Source organism: Streptosporangium subroseum (genome assembly GCF_900188345.1).
GTDB classification, from domain to species: Bacteria; Actinomycetota; Actinomycetes; order Streptosporangiales; family Streptosporangiaceae; genus Streptosporangium; species Streptosporangium subroseum.
This window is the reverse complement of record NZ_FZOD01000013.1, coordinates 1-18,103: the sequence shown is the minus strand read 5'-3', so window position 1 is coordinate 18,103 and position 18,103 is coordinate 1. Positions and strand designations below refer to the sequence as shown.

Sequence of the window (18,103 nt, the reverse complement as noted above, 5' to 3'; positions counted from 1 at the left end):
CGAGGCGCGGGTAGGAGGGAATCCGCACATACAGATCGTTCAAGATGAACCGGTGAGGGGTTTGGCCGCGGTGTCAGCCGCCGGCCGGCCGCTGCGACGGCCTGATCACCACCCGGTGGAGGACCGCCTCATCGTCCGGCATGTGCGGCGACTTCTTCATAGGAGCGGGTGCTCAGACGTCTTCTGCCGCGCTCGCGTCGTGGACCAGCAGAGCGATCTGGACGCGGTTGTTGAGATCCAGCCGGGTCAGGATTCGTGACACGTGCGCCTTCACCGTCGGCAGCGCCAGATGCAACTCCCGCGCGATCTCCGCGTTGGAGCGGCCACGCCCGACCGCCCGGGCCACCTCCCGCTCCCGCTCGGCCAGCAGTGCCAGCCGGGCCCGGGCGACGGCGGCCCGGTCGTCCTGCCCGGAGTCGCCCGCCACCCGCACGATGAGCCGGCGAGTGACGACGGGGGAAAGTACGGGGTCCCCGGCGGCCACGGTCCGGATGGCCGTGACGATGTCCTGCGGCGGGGTGTCTTTGAGAAGGAACCCGGCCGCACCGGCGCGCAACGCCCGCAGTACGTGCTCGTCGGTGTGGAAGGTAGTCAGGACCAGTACCTCCGGAGCGTCTGGCTGGGCCCGGAGCGCCTTGGTGGCGGCCGGTCCGTCGACGCCCGGCATCCGGATGTCCATCAGCACCAGGTCTGGTCCGTACGCGGCCACCAGCGCGGGCACCTCCGCCCCGTCGGCGGCCTCCGCGACGATCTCGATGTCCGGGGCACCGCCCAGCATCAGGCGCAGCCCGGCCCGCACAATCGCGTCGTCGTCGACGAGCAGGACACGGATCACTCGCGTACTCCTCCTCATCCCTGGCTTGCGGTGGATGCGATGTCCGCCGTCGGCCAGGGTAGCCAGGCGCAGACTCGGAACCCGTCGTCGGCAGGGCCGGCCCTCAGCTCGCCGCCTGCCAGTCGAGCCCGTTCGGCCAGCCCGATCAGTCCCTGCCCGCCGCCTTCGCCTCTGCCCGCGCCCGAAGCCGTTCCGGGCGGCAGTGCGTTGCGGATCTCAACCGTCAGCCTGTCCGCCGGGCCCCCGGTCACCCGTACCGCGACCGCCGCACCGGGCGCGTGCTTGCGCGCGTTGGTCAGCGCCTCCTGCACGATCCGGTAGGCCGTCCGCCCTACCACGGGCGGCGGCGCCGGCCCGTCCGGCGGTCCGGTCAGCTCGATCCGGCCGCCCGCCGCCCGTGCCTCCGCCACCAGCCGGGGCAGGTCCGCCAGTTCCGGTTGCGGTCGCTCGCCCCCCGCCGGCCCTGCGTGAAGCACCCCGATCACCTCGCGTAGGTCGCGCAGGGCCAGGTGGGCGCTCTCCCTGATCACCCCGGCAGCCCGCGCGATCTCCGCCCGGGGCGCGTCCGTGTTGAACTCCAGAGCCCCGGCGTGCACGCTCATCAGCGACAGCCGGTGTCCCAGCACGTCGTGCATCTCGCGGGCGATCTCCTCCCGCGCCTCTCGTCGGGCCCGCTCCGCTCGCAGCTCCGCGTCCGCCTCGGCCAGTTCCGCGCGCTCCCGCAGCGAAGCGATCAACTGCTGCCGGGACCGCCGGAACAGCCCCCACCCGATGGCCCCGGCGATCAGAGCGAAGTACGTCAGCGCCGAGCCGGCCCGTTCCCCGGGCAGCTCGGACAGCCGCCATAGGAAGGCGGGAAGCGGGGCGAAGGCCAGCGCCGCCACCCACGCCGTGGCTCGCCACGGCCGGGCCGCGGCCACCGTGAACACCGCCACCATCGCCGGACCGGTCAGATAGTGCGCTTGGGTGCCCGCCAACAGCAGCGCCACCGCCAACGACACCGGCCAACGCCGCCGCAGAAGTACCGCCGCGCACCCCAGCCCTCCGACCACCTGATCTGCGGCTCGCCACACGGGATCGAGGTCGGCCGCGACAGGCACGGACTGCGAGCTGACGGCGGCAAAGCATGTGGCGAAGAGGAACAATCCCAGGTCTGCGGCCCAGTCCCGGCGGGTGCGGTCGATGCGGCGCATGGCCGGTAATCTACGTGGCCCCACCTGCGACCGGGCGTCCGTGCCGCAACCGAATACTTAAGTACGACCCTCGGCCGCCGGCGGCCGACTTTGGTCATCGCACGGCCGTCCTAAGCTCGATCCGCACCCGGCATCGCCTGCCTATCGTGGGGCCATGACCTCCACCAACCCGAAGTCCCCCGTGGCGGCCCTGTCGGGTCTGCTCTGCTTCGTCCTTGTCGTCGGCGGCGCGAGCGGCCTCCTGCACGAGTGGCTCGACTGGATCCATTTCATGGGTTTCGTCCGGCTCCTTGCCCCGGACGGCTACGAGATCTACAGCTACGTCGTCATGATCGTCCTCGGCTTCGCGATAGGCGCGGCCGGCAACGCACTCACCCGGCGAGACCGCGGATGAACCACTCCGGGCGACCGCCTCAGGGACCGGGCCAACGGCGCGGGAAGCGACGCAACGGCAGCGGCTCTGGCCGTCACCGCACAACCCACCTGCCAATTCGCCGATCCGAGCACCACATCGCCGCCAGGGGGTGGCTCCGTCACCGGCCTCAGGGACTTGGAGGTCTTTCAGGTCCCTCGTTCCGCTGTCCGTGCCACTCCACGTGCCCGGCGACAGCACCAACTCGTCAACGAGCCGGGCTGCTCCGGCTCAGCGGGACGGGCGGGCGAGCAGCCCCGTGAGCAGTACCTCGAATATCTCGCGCAGAGTCGAGGTGAAGTCGAGTCGCATGGCCGCCAGCGAGGGGTCGGCCTCGTAGGCGGCCAGCATCGCGGCCGAGGGCTGCGCGTGGGTCCACACCGCGCCGGTCGCCATGGTCGCGGCGCCGGCGAACCGTATCGCGTCGTGCTCGCCGAGCTCCCGCACGTGCTCGCGCACCAGCCGGACCAGTACGTGCGCGTTCGCGACGATGGCGTGCTTGTACTCCGCGGCGACCTGCGGGGAGACGTTGCGCTCCAGCACCGCGGCCTGCGCGCCGATCAGGTCGCACAGCACCGGGCGGGCCGCCAGCGAGGCGGCGAGCGTGGCGGCCACCTGGTCGCCGCGCTCGAACGGCGCCGCGTCGGCGTCGACCGCGGCGGTGAGCGCGCCGTCGAGGTGCTCCAGCCACTCCTGCAGGGCGACGTCGAGCAACTCCAGCAGCACGGCCTCGCGGGACTCGAAGTAGCGCAGGACGTTCGACTTCGCCAGGCCGACGCGCCGGCTCAGCTCGTTGAGGCTCAGCTGCGCCACCGGCATCTCGGCCAGCATCGCGGTCGCGGTGTCCAGGATCGCCCGCCTGCGCTCCGCGCGCTGCTCCTCGCTGCGTGCACGTTGGAAGGTCGCCATGCCAGCAGTCTACAGACCGGCGGTCCCTTGTTAACAGACTGGCGGTCCGCTATTGTTCAGAGCAACAGACCGCCAGTCTCTAAAAAATCTCGCAGGAGTCTCCATGTACACCGTCCCCGACCAGAGCGGGAAGTTCGCCGTCGTCACCGGTGCCAACAGCGGCACCGGCAAGGAAGCCGCCCGGCGCCTCGCCGCCGCCGGGGCACGCGTGGTGATGGCCGTCCGCACGGTCGCCAAGGGCGAGCAGGCCCGCGCCGAGATCCTCGCGCGGCACCCGCACGCCAACCTTGAGATCCGCCGGATCGACCTGGCCGACCTCGCCTCGGTCAAGGAGTTCGCCGACGGGCTCATCGCCGACGGCACCCCCCTGGACCTGCTGATCAACAACGCCGGGGTGATGGCTCCGCCCACCCGCATGACCACGGCCGACGGCTTCGAGCTGCAGTTCGGCAGCAACTACCTCGGCCCCTTCGCCCTGACCGTCCGGCTTCTACCGACGGTGCTCGCCGCCGCCGCGCCGCGCGTGGTCACCATGAGCAGCGGCACGGCCCACTACGGCCGGATCACCTTCGAGGACCTGCAGTGGGAACGCCGCTACAGCCCCAACCGCGCCTACGCCCAGTCCAAGCTCGCCGATTTCATGCTCACCCGGCACCTCGCCGCCGTCGCCGCCCAGCGCGGCTGGAACCTGATGAGCAACGGCGCCCACCCCGGCTACACCCGCACCAACCTCCAGACGGCGGGCGCGAGCCTCGGAGGCGGCAAGCCGTCGCGCCTGCAGGCTCTGCTCAACAACGTCGTGCCCTCGCAGGGCGTCGAGCCGGGCACCGAGCCGCTGCTGTACGCCGCCACCAGCCCCGAGGCCGTCACCGGCGGCTACTACGGTCCCGGCAAGTGGGGCGGCCTGGTCGGCCCCACCGTCACCGCCCGCCCGCCCCGCAGGGCTCTGGACGCCGTGACCAACGCCCGCCTGTGGACCGAGGCCGAACGCCTCACCGGCGTCACCCTGGCCGCCCACGTCGCCTGACCGAGGCCGGAGCCGGGTTCAGGCGACCTCGACGGTGATGGTGTGCCAGCCGGTGGCCCCGTCCGGAACAACGTCGGCCAGGGCCTCGGTCTGGGTGTAGCCGGTGGCGTCGGTGGCTCGCACCTGGATGGTGTGGCTTCCCCGGACGGCGTCCCAGTCGTCGATCACCCACTGGCGCCAGGTGTCGGCCGTCGGCGCCTCGGCCAGCCGGGCCTGACGCCACGGCCCCTGGTCGACGCGCACCTCGACCGCGTCCACTCCCTTGTGCTGTGCCCAGGCGACGCCCGCGATCACCGTACGGCCCGCCGGGATGCCGTCGCCGTCATGCGGCAGGTCGATCCGCGACTCCGTCTTGATCGGTCCCTTGGCCGACCAGCCCCTGGACGTCCAGTAGGCCTCCTCCTGGTCGAACCGGCTGACCTTGATCTCCGTCACCCACTTGGTGGCCGAGACGTAGCCGTAGAGGCCGGGGACGACCTGCCGGACCGGGAAGCCGTGGTCCACGGGGAGCGCCTCGCCGTTCATCCCGAAGGCCAGCATCGAGTCGCGACCGTCGAGGACGATGTCGATCGGGGTGCCGGAGGTCCAGCCGTCGGCGGAGGTGTTGAGCAGCATGTCCGCGTTCTTCTGGATGCCCGCGTCGCGCAGGAGGTCCGCCATGCGGACGCCCAGCCAGCGGGCGTTGCCGATGTACGGCCCGCCGACCTCGTTGGAGACGCAGCACAGCGTGACGTCGGCCTCCTCGATGGAGCGCTTCATCAGGTCGGCGAAGGTGAGTTCGACGGGCCGGTCCACCAGGCCGTAGATCTTCAACGTCCAGTTGCGGGGGTCGACCTGGGGCACGATGAGGGCGGTGTCCACCCGGTAGAAGTCATTGTTCGGTGTGATGAACGGCGACAGTCCCTTGATCTTGAAGTCGACTCCGGCGGGAAGCGGGGCCATCGGGACCGCGGGTCGCGGCAGCGTGAGGTCGACCCTGGCCTCGCTCACCGCCGCCCGTCCCGACAGCATCCGCCCGGCCACCCCCGCCACTCCGGCGACGACGGCGCCCCCGAGCACTCCGGTCAGCAGTCCTCGCCGGTCGAACGAGCGGAGGTCGTTGCCCGCCCGCATGATCGGCGGCACCGGCGCGCCCTGCCGCTCCGCCGTCCCCGTACCACTCTCCGCGGAGAAGGACGAGCCGGAAGGGGCTGCGCCGGGAACGGGCGAGCCGGAGGCAGGGAAGCTGGAAGCGGGAGGGCTGGAGACGGACGAGCGGGAAGCGGACGGGGTAGGGACGAAGGCGCGGTTGGTGAGGCGGTGGAGCGCGAACATGGCGGCGCCGACGCCGGCCAGTGTGGGGACGACGTCCACGACGCCCGCGCCGGGGCGGGTCAGGACGGCGATGATCCCGATGACACCGAACGCGGCCAGGCCCGCCAGGCCGTACCGGATCTCGCGGAGGGCGAGGATGCCAAGACCGGCGGCGAGCGCCGCGACGACCACGAAGATGCCGAGCAGCAGGATGTTCTTGTCGTTCTCCCCGAAGGCGCGGATCGCCCAGTCCTTGAGCCCGGCCGGGGTGAGGTCGACGGCGGCGTTGCCGACCGCGATGACGGGGAAGGCCGAGGCTTTCACCACGCCCGCGACCAGCAGGGAGACCCCGACCGCCACAGCACCGGATACCAGGCCGATCAGCGCCGCTGCCCACAGGGGCGTGCGCCTGTTGCTCTTCATGCTCTGACGCTACGCCCCCTGGGGACCGTAAGATCTTACGCGCCGATTACAGCCTGGCCCGGACCCGCCGCCATCGGGCCTCCCGACCCTCCGCAGCGTCGATCGATCTTGATGTTCGCCGACGCTCGTGCCGCCCGGCCCTGAGAGGAGCCCGGGGACCCGGCGCCCTCCGCAGCGTCGATCGATCTCGGTCCTCGCCGACTCCCGTGCCGCCGGGCTCCCGAGGGGACCGGCTATCCGACCGCTTCCACGAGGATCGGGACCAGGGCGCGGAAGGCGCGGCCCCGATGGCTGATGGCGTCCTTCTCCTGCGCCGACAGCTCGGCGGTCGTCCGGCTCTCCCCCTCGGGCACGAAGATCGGGTCGTAGCCGAAGCCGTTGCTCCCGCGCGGCGCGTCGATGATCACGCCGTACAGCGCACCCTCGGCCACCCGCTCCTCCCCCGAAGGCAGGGCCAGCGCGGCGGCGCACGCGAAGTGGGCGCCGAGGCGCTCGCGCGGCACGTCCGACACCTGCGCCAGCAGCAGGTTCAGATTCGCCTTGTCGTCACCGTGCCTGCCGGACCAGCGAGCGGAGAAGATGCCCGGCATGCCGTTCAGCGCGTCCACGCACAGGCCGGAGTCGTCGGCGATCGCGGGAAGACCGGACTGCTTGGCGACCGCGTGGGCCTTGAGCAGGGCGTTCTCGGCGAACGTCAGGCCGGTCTCGGCGACGTCGCCGATCTCGGGGAACTCCTCAAGGCCGACGATCTCGATGGGCACCGAGGCGTCGGCCAGAATCCGGCGGAGCTCGACGATCTTTCCTGCGTTACGGGTGGCCAGGACCACTCGCGCGCTCACGCCAGCGTCTCCCGCTGCAGGCGGGTGAGCTCCGCGCACCCGGCGATGCCGAGGTCGAGCAGCTCGTCCAGCGCGGCGCGGTTGAACGGCTTGCCCTCGGCCGTGCCCTGAACCTCGACGAACTCGCCCGATCCCGTCATCACGACGTTCATGTCGGTCTCGGCCGCGACGTCCTCGGTGTAGCAGAGGTCCAGCAGCGGCGTGGATCCGACGACGCCTACCGACACGGCGGCGATCGAGTCGATCAGCGGGTCGCCGCTGCACATCTTCCGCTCGCGCATCCAGCTCACCGCGTCGGCCAGCGCCACGTAGGCTCCGGTGATCGCGGCGGTACGGGTGCCGCCGTCCGCCTGGAGCACGTCGCAGTCGATGACGATCGAGTTTTCGCCCAGGGTCTTGTAGTCGACGCAGGCCCGCAGGGAACGGCCGATCAGGCGGGAGATCTCGTGCGTCCGGCCGCCGATCTTGCCGCGCACCGACTCGCGGTCGTTACGGGTGTTCGTGGCCCGCGGCAGCATGGCGTACTCGGCCGTGACCCAGCCCTGGCCGCTGCCCCGGCGCCAGCGTGGCACGCTGTCCTGCACGGAGGCGGCGCAGAGCACCTTGGTGCCGCCGAACTCGACGAGCACCGACCCTTCGGCGTGAGCGAGCCAGCCACGGGTGATGGTGACGGGGCGGAGTTGATCGGGAGAACGTCCATCTGCGCGAGCCATGAAACTCACCCTAGGTCATACGTGACCCCACTCCGTGCGAGCTCCGTCCGTCCCCCGAACCCGCCCCGGGAGGCGTCCTCCAGGATTTGACCGCAGTCGTTCCAGGGCACGAGGTGGGTCAGCACCAGGGTTCCCACGTCCGCCCTCGCCGCGTGCTCGGCGGCCTGCCGGCCGTTCAGATGGAGATCATGGGGAAGGCCCGGCTTGTCCAGGAACGAGGCCTCGCACAGGAGCACGTCGGCCCCCGCGGCGAGCTTGACCAGCTCGGCGGACTCACCGGTGTCACCCGAGTAGGCCACCGAGCGCCCGCCGTACGAGACCCTGAACCCGTAGGTCTCCACCGGGTGGTTCACCAGCGCGGCCGTCACCTCGAACGGACCCACCTCGAACACCCCGGGCGTCAGCCCGATGAAGTCGAAGGCGGTCTCCAGCCGTGGTTCGTCGGGCATGGCGTAGGCGGACGACAGCCGTTGCGGCGCGTCGGCGGGAGCGTAGACCGGCACCCGGGGCAGCGGGCCCTGCGGGGAGTAGGTGCGCACCACGTGGTAGGGACACATGTCGAGGCAGTGGTCGGCATGCAGGTGGGACAGGCAGATCGCGTCCACGTCGTAGAGACCGATGTGCCTCTGCAGCGCGCCGAGCGCGCCGTTGCCGAAGTCCAGCAGCATGCGGAACCCCTCGGCCTCCAGCAGATAGCAGGAGGAAGGGCTGTTCGGGCCGGGGAAACTTCCCGAGCACCCGATGATTGTCAATTTCAAGGCGGCCTCCTACTCTCCCATTGCGACGCTACGCGTCACGGTTCGGGCACCGGTGACCGGCGCCTTCTCACGCCGCTCATCCGCTGTGCCCCTCCGGTCCTCGGTTCAGATCGCCGGAGCGTCCTCACGAGAGCCATCCAGTCCATTGGTGGAAACATCCCCCACTACTGCGACTTCGACCGCTTCGATCTCAGGCCCGAGGAACCTGCGTCCGAGTTGGGCGAAGACGCTCGCGTCACCGGTGGCACGGAAACGGTGCTCAGGCTCGCCCCCTACGGCGGCCATGCCCCGGTCGTGCAGGATCCGGTAGACGTCCTTGGCCGTCTCGTCGGCGCTGGACACGAGGGTGACCCCGTTTCCCACGACGTAGGAGATCGGCCCGGTGAGCAGTGGGTAGTGCGTACATCCCAGAATCAACGTGTCGCATCCGTCGTCCAGAATCGGCTTCATGTAATCGCGGATGACCTCGATGAGCTCGTCGCTCATCGTCTCTCCCCGTTCCACGAACTCCACCAGCCGGGGAGCCGCCACTCCGGTCAGCCGGACGTCGGGTGCCGCGGCGAACGCGTCGTGATATGCCATCGACTCGATCGTGGCCCGGGTCCCGATCACTCCGACCCTGCCGTTGCGGGTGGCCCGTACGGCACGGCGCGTCGCCGGTTGGATCACTTCGACGACCGGCACGTCATAGCGTTCGCGCGCGTCCCGCAGCACTGCCGCGCTGGCGCTGTTGCACGCGATCACCAGCATCTTGACGTCGTGCTCGACGAGGTGATCCATCACTTCCAGCGCGTAGGAACGGACCTGCGCGATGGTCTTGGGGCCGTACGGCTGCCGCGCGGTGTCGGCCACGTAGAAGATCGATTCGTTGGGTAACTGATCGATGATCGCCCTGGCCACCGTGAGGCCGCCCACACCACTGTCAAATATTCCAATACTCGCTTGCGACACGGTTCCCAAGGTTAGGCGACCTGGGCCGATAGATCACGGTAAGAATCCTCACATCGACGATTCTCAGCTCGGCGGCAGCCGTTTCACCGTGCCCGGCCCGAAGGCCGGCGCGCGGCCCCGGCGGGCGGGGCCGCGCCCGGACCGATCACGCCGGTTCCGGCCGTCGCCGACTCAGCCGCGCCCGACCCGGGCCAGTTGACGGGACTGGGCGACCAGGCGACCGGTGGAGTCACGGACCTCCACGTCCTCGTCGAACCAGCCGTCGCTGATCATGCGGCCGCTGCCGAGCAGGGTGAGCCAGCCCGGAGCGGGTAGGGCGCGCAGGTGCCAGGTGAGGTCGACCGTGGGCGCCCAGCCGCGCTCTCCGGCGGAGAAGACCACCGGAGGAAGCGCGTCCACGGCCAGGGCCAGCACGTACGGGTCGGGATCCTGCGGCTCGGCCATCCGGAAGTAGGCGCGACCCTCGGGGCGCCCGGTGGGCCTTCCGTCAAGCCAGCCGATGGTGGGCGGGTCGAACGCCATCTCCATCTGCGCGTTGAGCGTCATGTTCGACTCGGGCTTGGGATCGGGCAGCCTGACGCACTGCTCCAGAGGCGGCATGACCGCCGAGGGACCGTCCGTCCAGTCGGGGACGACGTCGGCGAGGGTCGCCGTTGTGACGAGGGTCTCAATGAAAGACCTGTCGTCCTGGATCAGGGTGGCGCGGGTCATCGTGGCGGTGCGACCGGCCTTGATCTGTTCCAACCGCACCCGGGCGGGACCGGGCTTGGGCGCGCGCAGGAACTGCGCGCTGGTGGTCACCGGGTGCTCGTGAGAGGAGGCGTCCACGACGGCGCGCAGGATCACGGCCATCAGGTAACCACCGTTGAGCGGACCACCGATCGAGTATCCGGGGTCCAGCGACACGTCGTAGGTGTTCTCGTCCACCCGGACGGCCCGTGTCGCCTCGTCGAACTTCGTCATCCACGCTCCCGAACCTTGTTCTAGAGGGCTCACCCTACCCATTCCGCGTGAACCCCGCCTCCCCGGCCTCCCACACGTGCCGCCAACAGGGAGAACACGCTTTCGCCAAAAGACCGGTAACCATTTTCAGAGAGGTGCCGGAAGGTTCTCGGAGCCGCTTTCCGCAGGCCTCGGAGAGGTTCGCGAGGAGGGTCGTGGAGGGCCCTCGGGGGGGATTTCCAGGGGCCGGGGGCGGCGGATCCCGATGATGCCGGGGTCCATCCGCAACTCGGGCGACCGGGCGAGCCGATTGTTCATAACAATGTTCCGGCTCTTCTATGACGTTCTGTAACGGCGGGGATTTGGTCTTCCGAGACGCCATGGCCACCGTCGAAAACGACGGGATCGTGCCGATGAAGCTGGTCCAGGCCCTGGAAGGGCCTGATTCGGCTTAGACGAAGCAATCACGCAGTTAGTTCAATGCAAGCCGATTGCTAGCAATGTGCACTAACTTACTTCTCTATATCCGAGAAACCCACATTGTGAGTGAGCATGCCTGCCAATAACCCCCCCGACCAGTCGCCTACGCCGGATGAGCAATCCGACAGGACGATCGCCTACCGCAGGAACGAGGGTGGGCAGCAGAACGATCAGCCGTACGCCCAGAACCATCCCCAGCAGGGCGGCTACCCGCAGCCGGCCCAGCCTGGATACCCCCAGCCCGGCTACCCGCAGCAGCCTGGCTATCCGCAGCGGAACGCGGGGGGCCAGGCCCAGCCCGGCTACACCCAGCAGACCCCGGGGGGCTACCAGCAGACCCAGCCCGGCTACACCCAGCAAGGCCACCAGCAGCCCGGCTACCAGCAGCCGGCCTACGGACAGCAGGCTTACGGCCAGCAGGCCGGTGGACAGCAGCCCGGCTACGGGCAGCCGGCCTATGGGCAGCCCGCCTACGGACAGCAGCCCGGCTGGCAACAGCAGGGCCCCGACTACCTGAGCACCGGACAGCCACCCGCACCGCCCACCCGCAAGGGTGGCAAGGGCTGGCTGCTCGCGGCGATCGCCGCGCTGATCGTGGTCCTCGTGGGCGGTGGCGGCGTCTTCGCGGTCAACCTGCTCAGTGGCGGCGGCACGCAGCCGCATGACGTCCTGCCCGGCGATGCCATGGGGTACGTGCGTCTCGACCTCGACCCGGCGGCGAACCAGAAGCTGGCGCTGTTCGGCATCGCGCGGAAGTTCACCGTCACCAAGGACTCCTTCAGCGGCGACGACCCGCGCGCGGCCATCTTCGACCTGATCAAGAAGGACAACCAGGACCTCGGCAAGATCGACTACGCCGCCGACGTCCAGCCCTGGCTCGGCGACCGCATCGGCCTGGCCGTGCTCGCTCCCCCCAAGGGCAACCCCACGCCCGGCGTCGTGGTGGCCGTTCAGGTCAGCGACGAGGCCGCGGCCAAGACGGGGATCGCCAAGCTGATGGGCGAGGAGAAGTACGGCATCGCCTTCCGCGAGGACTACGCGCTGCTCGCTCCCACCCAGGCGGAGGCCGACCGGGCCGTGAGTGCCCCGCCGCTGGCGGAGAACGCCAACTTCTCCGACGACCTGAGCGCCCTCGGCGAGACCGGCGTGCTCTCCTTCTGGGTGGACGCGGGCAAGGTCGCGGCGCTCGCGCCCGAGCTGGCCGCCGCGGACGACACCGCCCTCGCCCAGATCAAGAACCTTCGCGTGGCGGGCGCACTCCGCTTCGACGGCGACTACGTCGAGCTGGCCGGCATCAGCCGGGGCGCGCAGGGCCTGGACATGGGCGCTCCCGAGCCCTCCCGGATCAGCGCGCTTCCGGCCTCCACCGCCGGTGCGATCTCGATCTCCGGCCTCGGCGACGTGATCGGCAAGCAGTGGGCGGAGATCATGAAGTCGGCCGAAAAGACCGGCGGCGTGTCCTTCAAGCAGTTCGCCGACCAGGCCCAGCAGAAGTACGGGCTGGCGCTCCCCGACGACCTGGCGACGCTGCTCGGCAAGAACCTCACCCTGGCCCTGGACGGAACCGGCCTCGACGGCGACCAGCCCAGGTTCGGCGCCCGGATCGTCACCGACCCGGCCAAGGCGCAGGAGGTCGTCGGCAAGATCGAGAAGTTCCTGGCCGACTCCGGGACCGCTGTCCCGCAGCTCGCCAAGGTCCCCGGTGACGGCACCTACGTCCTGGCCAGCGCGCAGGACTACGCCGCCGAGCTCGCCAAGGACGGCGCGCTGGGCGACAGCGAGAGCTTCAAGATCGCGATTCCCAATGCCGGCGAGGCGACCTTCGCCGTCTACGTCGATCTGGACAAGGTCGAGAAGCTTTACCTCCAGGGCCTGCAGGGCGACGACAAGGCCAACCTCCAGACCCTACGCGCCGTGGGCATGAGCGGCACCCAGTCCGGCGGCGACTCCTCGTTCGCCCTGAGGGTCCTGTTCAACTAAGCGGCTCCAGCCGGTGATCGGCGATCTCAGCTGACCGGAGACGACAAGGGCGGGCGCCCCCATCGGGGACGCCCGCCCTTGTCGTCGGCCCTGTCATCTCAGGGCCCGTTCACATCAGAAGCCCGTTCGTCTCGGAGCCCGTTCGTCTCGGAGCCCGTCCACATCAGAAGCTCGTCATCTCAGGGCCTGTTCACGCCGGGAACCCGTTCGTCTCGGAGCCCGTTCGCTCTCGACCCCGTCGTCTCAGGGCCTGTTCACACCAGAGCCGGATCCATCCCGGGATTCGTTCACGGCGGGGCCGGTCACGCCCAGAGCTGGCCTTCGAGTCGCTCCTCGGCCTCGTCCAGCGTCCCCTCGTAGGCGCCGGTGGACAGGTATTTCCACCCGCCGTCCGCCACCACGAACGCGATGTCGGCCCGCTCCCCCGCCTGAACGGCCTTGCTCGCCATGCCGAGGGCGGCGTGCAGGGCCGCGCCGGTGGAGACACCGGCGAAGATGCCCTCGGTGCTCAGCAGCTCTCTTGTGCGCCGGAGCGCGTCGGCGGAGGAGACGGAGAAGCGCGTGGTCAGGACATCGGGATCGTAGAGCTCGGGGATGAAGCCCTCGTCGACGTTGCGCAGGCCGTACACCAGCTCGCCGTAACGCGGCTCAGCGGCGACGATCTTCACGTCGGGGACGCGCTCGCGCAGGAACCGGCCGACGCCCATCAGCGTGCCCGTGGTGCCCAGACCGGCCACGAAGTGGGTCACGGACGGGAGGTCCTCAAGGATCTCCGGGCCCGTCGACTCGTAGTGGGAACGCCAGTTGGCCGGGTTGCCGTACTGATAGAGCATCACCCAGTCCGGGTTCTCCGCGGCCAGACCCTTGGCGACCCTGACCGCCTCGTTGGAGCCGCCCGCCGCGGGAGAGGAAATGATCTTCGCCCCCCACATTCGCAGAAGCTGACGGCGCTCCTCTGAGGTGTTCTCGGGCATCACGCAGATCAGCTTGTAGCCCTTGAGCCGGGCGGACATCGCCAGCGAGATTCCGGTGTTGCCGCTCGTGGGTTCGAGGATGGTGCAGCCCGGCTGGAGGAGCCCGTCCTTCTCGGCCTGCTCGATCATCCACAGCGCCGGGCGGTCCTTGATCGAACCTGTCGGGTTGCGGTCTTCGAGCTTGGCCCAGATCCGCACGTCCTGCGAGGGGGACAGCCGGGGCAGCCCGACCAGGGGCGTGCGGCCGACCGAGTCGATCAGTGAGTCAAAGCGCATGATGTACGGCTTCCGCATCGTGCCAACGAACAGGGAACATCAGCGGGCGCCGCCGGCCCGGTGGGGCAGGCGGCGCTGTGCGACTAGCGGGCGCCACCGGCCACGGCGGGCAGGACGGTGACCGTGTCGCCGTCCGCGACCGGGGTCTCCAGCCCGCCCAGAAAGCGGACGTCCTCGTCGTTCAGGTACACGTTCACGAAGCGGCGCAGCGCGCCCTTGTCGATCAGACGGTCCTTCAGCCCGGGGTGCCCGGCCTCCAGATCGTCGATCAGCTCCTGCAGCGTGGCGCCCTTGGCGTCCACGGCCTTGGCTCCGTCGGTGTAGGTGCGCAGGATGGTCGGAATGCGGATCTCGATGGCCATCGCGGGTCAATCTCCTTGTGTCGTCAGTCGTCATGGGAGTGCCGCCCACCGGATTCAGAACACCGGCGGGCACGGGAGGATTCCGGAAAACCGGGTCAGCGACAGTCGTAGACGACGACGGACGGGGTGTGCGCGAACAGGAAGTTCTGTACCGGCGCGACATCCGCTTGCCGCGCCCACGCACCGGGACGCGAGAGCACGACGTCCTCCGGGCTCGGGTCAGCGGTCAACATGCTTGCCAGTTTACCCATCCCCGCACGGCCGTATCGGTCAGCGGGCCGCCGATCACCCCAAAGTGATCGTGACCTCTTCCTCGTTCACGACCCCGTCGACGATCCGGTACGAGCGGAACTCCGCCTTCTCCCCCAGCTCCTCGCGGGTGGAGACCAGCACGTAATGGGCGTTCGGCTCGGAGGCGTAGCTGATGTCGGTGCGGGAGGGGTAGGCCTCGGTCGCGGTGTGCGAGTGATAGATGATCACCGGCTCCTCGTCGAGGTCGTCCATCTCCCGCCAGACGCGGAGCTGTTCCAGCGAGTCGAAGCGGTAGAACGTGGGCGACCGCTCGGCGTTCTCCATCGCGACGAACCGCTCGGGGGAGTCCGAGCCGATCGGCCCGGCGACCACGCCACAGGCCTCGTCCGGGTGGTCGGCCCGGGCATGCGCGATGATCTTGTCAACCAGTTCCCGAGAGATGGTGAGCATGTCTGGAAGTTACCAAAGGGCACGGACCAGGGTGTCCTGGAGGTAGGTCAACCAGTCGTAAGTGACATACGCCGGGTAGCGGGGGTCGTCCTCCGGCATCTCGGCGATCTCGTCATGGACCTCCTCGGTCACCTCCAGCCGGGTGCCCAGCGCCAGCCGTACGTCGTTCAACGCACGCATCCACGCCTGTGCCTGCTCCTGGGTGAGCTCCACCCGGCCGGGCTCGGCGCTGTCGAGCATGGTCTGGGCGTCGGCCCGCTTGCCGTCGCGCAGGGTCGCCTCGGTGTAACGGCGGAACTCCGCGGACTGCTCATGATCCTCGTAGGCCGAGGGGAACAGCCGGGCCAGCACCGGATCGGTGGACTGCTCGGACGAGCCGATGCCGAGCGCCCGCTCCAGGGGATCGTCCCCGGTCTCCCCCGGCTCGATCAGGCCGAGGATCTGGGAGACCAGCGAGCGCAGGATCGAGACCTCGGCCGCGTCGAAGACCGTGATCACACCGCCCCTGCGTCCAGGCATGAACCCCGAGCTCACTTCTCACCCACCACTCTTCGCCGGCCTCTCGGGAGGCTCGAACGCCGCCCGTCGCGCGACGAGCCACACCTGGTCCGACCGCTCATGAGTCCCGCTGAACGGTCGCCCACAGGCCGTAGGAGTGCATGATCTGCACGTCGCGCTCCATCTCCTCGCGGGTGCCGCTGGACACAACGGCCCGGCCCTTGTGATGCACGTCCAGCATCAGCTTCTCCGCCTTCTCCTTCGAGTAACCGAAGACGGACTGAAAGACATAAGTCACATAGGACATCAGGTTGACCGGGTCATTCCAGACGATGGTCAACCATGGCAGATCGGGCCGTACGTCGATTGACGGACGCTCGACCTCCGTTGGAGCGGTGCTACCCACATTCACCAGTCTGCCCTACCCCGGCCTTAGTCTTCGACTCATGACGATGGCCATGAGCAGTGCGTTGCTTACTGATCACTATGAGCTGACGATGCTGGAGGCCTCATTGCGCAGCGGGGCCGCATCGCGGCGTGCGGTGTTCGAGGTCTTCGCGCGGCAACTGCCCGGAGGACGGCGATACGGGGTGGTCGCGGGGACCGGCCGCGTGCTTGAGGCGCTGGAGCGTTTCCGCTTCGAAGACGAGGATCTCGCCTTCCTCCGGGACAACCAGGTGGTCGACTCCCGCACCCTGGAGTTTCTCGCCGGCTACCGGTTCTCCGGACACCTGTACGGCTATGCCGAGGGGGAGTGTTACTTCCCCGGTTCCCCGATCATGACCGTGGAGGGCACGTTCGCCGAGGCCGTGCTCCTTGAAACGGTGATCCTGTCGGTCCTCAACCATGACTGCGCGATCGCCACCGCGGCCTCCCGGATGATCCACGCCGCCGGATCCAGGCCGCTCATCGAGATGGGCTCGCGGCGCACCCACGAGATGTCGGCCGTGGCCGCCGCCCGGGCCGCCTACCTGGCCGGGTTCTCCGCCACCTCCAACCTCATGGCCGGGCACGCGTACGGCGTGCCGACCGCCGGGACCGCGGCCCACGCCTTCACGCTCCTGCACGACTCCGAGGAACAGGCCTTCCAGGCCCAGATCAACTCGCTCGGCACCGGCACCACGCTGCTCGTGGACACCTACGACGTGGCGCAGGCCGTACGGACCGCGGTGGAGCTGGCCGGTCCCAGCCTGGGCGCCGTCCGCCTCGACTCCGGCGACCTGGCCCAGGTCGCCCACGAGGTCCGCGAGCAGCTCGACGCGCTGGGGGCGCACAAGACCCGGATCATCGTCACCAGCGACCTGGACGAGTACGCCATCGCGGCACTGGCCTCCGCCCCCGTGGACGTCTACGGCGTCGGCACCTCGCTCGTCACCGGCTCCGGCTCGCCCACGGCCGCGCTGGTCTACAAGCTCGTCGCCCGCGAGGACGCCGACGGAATCATGCGGCCGGTCGCCAAGAGGTCGGTGGGCAAACCCAGCAGGGGTGGTCGCAAGGACGCCTTCCGCAAGCTCGACGCCACGGGAACGGCGATCGCCGAGCTGGTCACCGTCGCAGGCGACCGGCCCGCGGATGCCCGCCCGCTCCAGGTCCAGCTGGTCAAGGACGGCGAGGTCGTCGGCCGGGAGACCCTGGAGAGGATCCGCGGGCGACACCGCGACGCGGTCGCCGAACTCCCGGCCCCCGCCCATCAGCTGTCCCGGGGTTACGCCGCGATCCCGACCATGTTTGACTAGGGCCCGTGGCCACCGCATTGATCATCACCGATGTCCAGAACGACTTCTGCGAGGGCGGCAGCCTGGCGGTGGGCGGCGGCAGCGAGGTGGCCGCCGCCATCTCCCTGCACGCCGCCTCACATCATTACGACCACGTCGTGGCCACCCGGGATTTCCACGTGGATCCCGGCGGCCACTTCTCCGCCGAACCGGACTACGTGAACACCTGGCCCACCCACTGCGTGGCCGGCACTTCGGGTGCGGACTTTCACCCGGCCCTCGACACGGCACGTGTCGAGGAGGTGTTCAGCAAGGGCGCCCACGCCGCCGCCTACAGCGGCTTCGAGGGCGCCTCCTCCGACGGCTCAAACCTCGCCGACTGGCTCTCCGAACGCCAGGTGGACACGGTGGACGTCGTCGGCATCGCCACCGATCACTGCGTGCGGGCCACCGCCCTGGACGCGGCCAGGAACGGCCTGGCCGTACAGGTGCTGCTGGATCTGACCGCCGGAGTGGCCGCTTCGACCACCAAGGCCGCCCTGGCCGAGCTCGACTCCGCCGGAATCCTGCTCACCGGCACCCCGGTGGTCCGCTCAGCCTGACCGACGCCCTCAGCTCGGCGGCATCCCCAGCCACTGAATGACCCGGTCGAGCTTCCCGTCCATGACCCCGAAGTTCTCCTTGAGCTCGCCGACATCGTGCTTGAGGCCGGAGACATCCTCCTTGAGGACGGAGACGTCCGTCTTCAGCTCGGACACATCCGTCTTAAGGACAGCGACGTCCGTCTTGAGCTCGGAGACATCCGTCTTAAGGACAGCGAC

General features: G+C 69.5%; 21 protein-coding genes. 5 read left to right on the top strand and 16 right to left on the bottom strand.

The features are described from left to right. Positions 1–172 precede the first annotated feature (172 nt). Positions 173–853 (bottom strand): response regulator transcription factor, encoded by a 681-nt coding sequence (locus tag CHC08_RS15510; protein WP_089207988.1) that lies wholly within the window; start codon positions 851–853, stop codon positions 173–175. Continuing rightward, entirely contained in the window at positions 850–2,028 is a 1,179-nt protein-coding gene (locus tag CHC08_RS15505; RefSeq protein ID WP_089207987.1) for a sensor histidine kinase, read from the bottom strand. The genes CHC08_RS15510 and CHC08_RS15505 overlap by 4 nt, the downstream gene beginning before the upstream one ends. A 154-nt stretch (positions 2,029–2,182) precedes the next feature. On the opposite strand from CHC08_RS15505, the gene CHC08_RS15500 reads away from it, so the two are divergent. After that, positions 2,183–2,422, top strand: coding sequence for a hypothetical protein (locus CHC08_RS15500; protein ID WP_089207986.1), 240 nt, complete (start codon positions 2,183–2,185; stop codon positions 2,420–2,422). Positions 2,423–2,671: 249 nt separating this feature from the next. On the opposite strand, the gene CHC08_RS15495 is transcribed toward CHC08_RS15500, so the two are convergent. Next, positions 2,672–3,349, bottom strand: coding sequence for a TetR/AcrR family transcriptional regulator (locus tag CHC08_RS15495; protein ID WP_089207985.1), 678 nt, complete (start codon positions 3,347–3,349; stop codon positions 2,672–2,674). Between the two features lie 103 nt (positions 3,350–3,452). On the opposite strand from CHC08_RS15495, the gene CHC08_RS15490 reads away from it, so the two are divergent. Then, a complete protein-coding gene (locus CHC08_RS15490; protein ID WP_089207984.1) occupies positions 3,453–4,376 on the top strand; it encodes an SDR family oxidoreductase in 924 nt (307 codons plus the stop codon). A gap of 18 nt (positions 4,377–4,394) precedes the next feature. On the opposite strand, the gene CHC08_RS15485 is transcribed toward CHC08_RS15490, so the two are convergent. The 6 genes from CHC08_RS15485 to CHC08_RS15460 all read right to left on the bottom strand — a co-directional run bounded on the left by CHC08_RS15485 (position 4,395) and on the right by CHC08_RS15460 (position 10,316). Next, positions 4,395–6,092 (bottom strand): molybdopterin-dependent oxidoreductase, encoded by a 1,698-nt coding sequence (locus CHC08_RS15485; RefSeq protein WP_089207983.1) that lies wholly within the window; start codon positions 6,090–6,092, stop codon positions 4,395–4,397. Positions 6,093–6,325: 233 nt separating this feature from the next. Then, positions 6,326–6,931 (bottom strand): RdgB/HAM1 family non-canonical purine NTP pyrophosphatase, encoded by a 606-nt coding sequence (gene rdgB, locus CHC08_RS15480; RefSeq protein ID WP_089207982.1) that lies wholly within the window; start codon positions 6,929–6,931, stop codon positions 6,326–6,328. Further along, the gene (rph, locus tag CHC08_RS15475; RefSeq protein ID WP_089208119.1) at positions 6,928–7,644 is read right to left on the bottom strand and encodes a ribonuclease PH; all 717 of its coding nucleotides are present in this window, start codon (positions 7,642–7,644) and stop codon (positions 6,928–6,930) included. The genes rdgB and rph overlap by 4 nt, the downstream gene beginning before the upstream one ends. Positions 7,645–7,649: 5 nt before the next feature. After that, positions 7,650–8,402: an MBL fold metallo-hydrolase gene (locus CHC08_RS15470; protein WP_089207981.1), complete on the bottom strand. Its 753-nt coding sequence runs from the start codon at positions 8,400–8,402 to the stop codon at positions 7,650–7,652. Between the two features lie 105 nt (positions 8,403–8,507). Further along, complete coding sequence (gene murI / locus CHC08_RS15465; RefSeq protein ID WP_089207980.1) at positions 8,508–9,353, bottom strand: glutamate racemase; 846 nt, start codon at positions 9,351–9,353, stop codon at positions 8,508–8,510. A 171-nt stretch (positions 9,354–9,524) separates the two neighbouring features. Further along, positions 9,525–10,316, bottom strand: a complete 792-nt coding sequence (locus tag CHC08_RS15460; RefSeq protein ID WP_089207979.1) for a thioesterase family protein — start codon at positions 10,314–10,316, stop codon at positions 9,525–9,527. A gap of 531 nt (positions 10,317–10,847) precedes the next feature. Here CHC08_RS15460 and CHC08_RS15455 point away from each other — a divergent pair. Next, positions 10,848–12,755 carry a DUF3352 domain-containing protein gene (locus CHC08_RS15455; RefSeq protein ID WP_089207978.1) on the top strand — a complete coding sequence of 636 codons (1,908 nt, stop codon included), beginning with the start codon at positions 10,848–10,850 and terminating at the stop codon, positions 12,753–12,755. A 302-nt stretch (positions 12,756–13,057) separates the two neighbouring features. Here CHC08_RS15455 and CHC08_RS15450 read toward each other — a convergent pair whose 3' ends face one another. From CHC08_RS15450 to clpS, 6 genes are all read right to left on the bottom strand, one after another. Continuing rightward, complete coding sequence (locus CHC08_RS15450; RefSeq protein ID WP_089208118.1) at positions 13,058–14,005, bottom strand: PLP-dependent cysteine synthase family protein; 948 nt, start codon at positions 14,003–14,005, stop codon at positions 13,058–13,060. Between the two features lie 83 nt (positions 14,006–14,088). Continuing rightward, positions 14,089–14,367: a MoaD/ThiS family protein gene (locus CHC08_RS15445; protein ID WP_089207977.1), complete on the bottom strand. Its 279-nt coding sequence runs from the start codon at positions 14,365–14,367 to the stop codon at positions 14,089–14,091. Positions 14,368–14,462: 95 nt separating this feature from the next. Next, positions 14,463–14,600 (bottom strand): hypothetical protein, encoded by a 138-nt coding sequence (locus CHC08_RS49580; protein ID WP_162641340.1) that lies wholly within the window; start codon positions 14,598–14,600, stop codon positions 14,463–14,465. A gap of 52 nt (positions 14,601–14,652) precedes the next feature. Beyond that, positions 14,653–15,069, bottom strand: a complete 417-nt coding sequence (locus CHC08_RS15440; RefSeq protein WP_089207976.1) for a M67 family metallopeptidase — start codon at positions 15,067–15,069, stop codon at positions 14,653–14,655. Between the two features lie 9 nt (positions 15,070–15,078). Beyond that, on the bottom strand, positions 15,079–15,588 hold the full coding sequence (locus CHC08_RS15435) for a DUF2017 domain-containing protein (protein ID WP_089207975.1): 510 nt from the start codon (positions 15,586–15,588) through the stop codon (positions 15,079–15,081). Positions 15,589–15,685: 97 nt separating this feature from the next. Next, positions 15,686–15,973 carry an ATP-dependent Clp protease adapter ClpS gene (gene clpS, locus CHC08_RS15430; RefSeq protein ID WP_089208117.1) on the bottom strand — a complete coding sequence of 96 codons (288 nt, stop codon included), beginning with the start codon at positions 15,971–15,973 and terminating at the stop codon, positions 15,686–15,688. Positions 15,974–16,013: 40 nt separating this feature from the next. Here clpS and CHC08_RS15425 point away from each other — a divergent pair, with 40 nt between their 5' ends. Together CHC08_RS15425 and CHC08_RS15420 are read left to right on the top strand one after the other, a co-directional pair. Then, complete coding sequence (locus tag CHC08_RS15425) at positions 16,014–17,303, top strand: nicotinate phosphoribosyltransferase (protein ID WP_089207974.1); 1,290 nt, start codon at positions 16,014–16,016, stop codon at positions 17,301–17,303. 5 nt (positions 17,304–17,308) lie between these two features. Next, positions 17,309–17,884: an isochorismatase family protein gene (locus CHC08_RS15420; protein WP_089207973.1), complete on the top strand. Its 576-nt coding sequence runs from the start codon at positions 17,309–17,311 to the stop codon at positions 17,882–17,884. 9 nt (positions 17,885–17,893) lie between these two features. On the opposite strand, the gene CHC08_RS15415 is transcribed toward CHC08_RS15420, so the two are convergent. Continuing rightward, positions 17,894–18,103, bottom strand: a 210-nt coding sequence (locus CHC08_RS15415) for a hypothetical protein (protein WP_420823567.1), incomplete at its 5' end; no start/stop codon positions are given.

Coding starts and splice junctions, on each gene's coding strand:
- CHC08_RS15510 (WP_089207988.1), bottom strand. CDS start 853: ATGAGGAGGAGTACGCGAGTGATCCGTGTCCTGCTCGTCGACGACGAC.
- CHC08_RS15505 (WP_089207987.1), bottom strand. CDS start 2,028: ATGCGCCGCATCGACCGCACCCGCCGGGACTGGGCCGCAGACCTGGGA.
- CHC08_RS15500 (WP_089207986.1), top strand. CDS start 2,183: ATGACCTCCACCAACCCGAAGTCCCCCGTGGCGGCCCTGTCGGGTCTG.
- CHC08_RS15495 (WP_089207985.1), bottom strand. CDS start 3,349: ATGGCGACCTTCCAACGTGCACGCAGCGAGGAGCAGCGCGCGGAGCGC.
- CHC08_RS15490 (WP_089207984.1), top strand. CDS start 3,453: ATGTACACCGTCCCCGACCAGAGCGGGAAGTTCGCCGTCGTCACCGGT.
- CHC08_RS15485 (WP_089207983.1), bottom strand. CDS start 6,092: ATGAAGAGCAACAGGCGCACGCCCCTGTGGGCAGCGGCGCTGATCGGC.
- rph (WP_089208119.1), bottom strand. CDS start 7,644: ATGGCTCGCGCAGATGGACGTTCTCCCGATCAACTCCGCCCCGTCACC.
- CHC08_RS15460 (WP_089207979.1), bottom strand. CDS start 10,316: ATGACGAAGTTCGACGAGGCGACACGGGCCGTCCGGGTGGACGAGAAC.
- CHC08_RS15455 (WP_089207978.1), top strand. CDS start 10,848: ATGCCTGCCAATAACCCCCCCGACCAGTCGCCTACGCCGGATGAGCAA.
- CHC08_RS15450 (WP_089208118.1), bottom strand. CDS start 14,005: ATGCGCTTTGACTCACTGATCGACTCGGTCGGCCGCACGCCCCTGGTC.
- CHC08_RS15445 (WP_089207977.1), bottom strand. CDS start 14,367: ATGGCCATCGAGATCCGCATTCCGACCATCCTGCGCACCTACACCGAC.
- CHC08_RS49580 (WP_162641340.1), bottom strand. CDS start 14,600: ATGTTGACCGCTGACCCGAGCCCGGAGGACGTCGTGCTCTCGCGTCCC.
- CHC08_RS15440 (WP_089207976.1), bottom strand. CDS start 15,069: ATGCTCACCATCTCTCGGGAACTGGTTGACAAGATCATCGCGCATGCC.
- CHC08_RS15435 (WP_089207975.1), bottom strand. CDS start 15,588: ATGCCTGGACGCAGGGGCGGTGTGATCACGGTCTTCGACGCGGCCGAG.
- CHC08_RS15425 (WP_089207974.1), top strand. CDS start 16,014: ATGACGATGGCCATGAGCAGTGCGTTGCTTACTGATCACTATGAGCTG.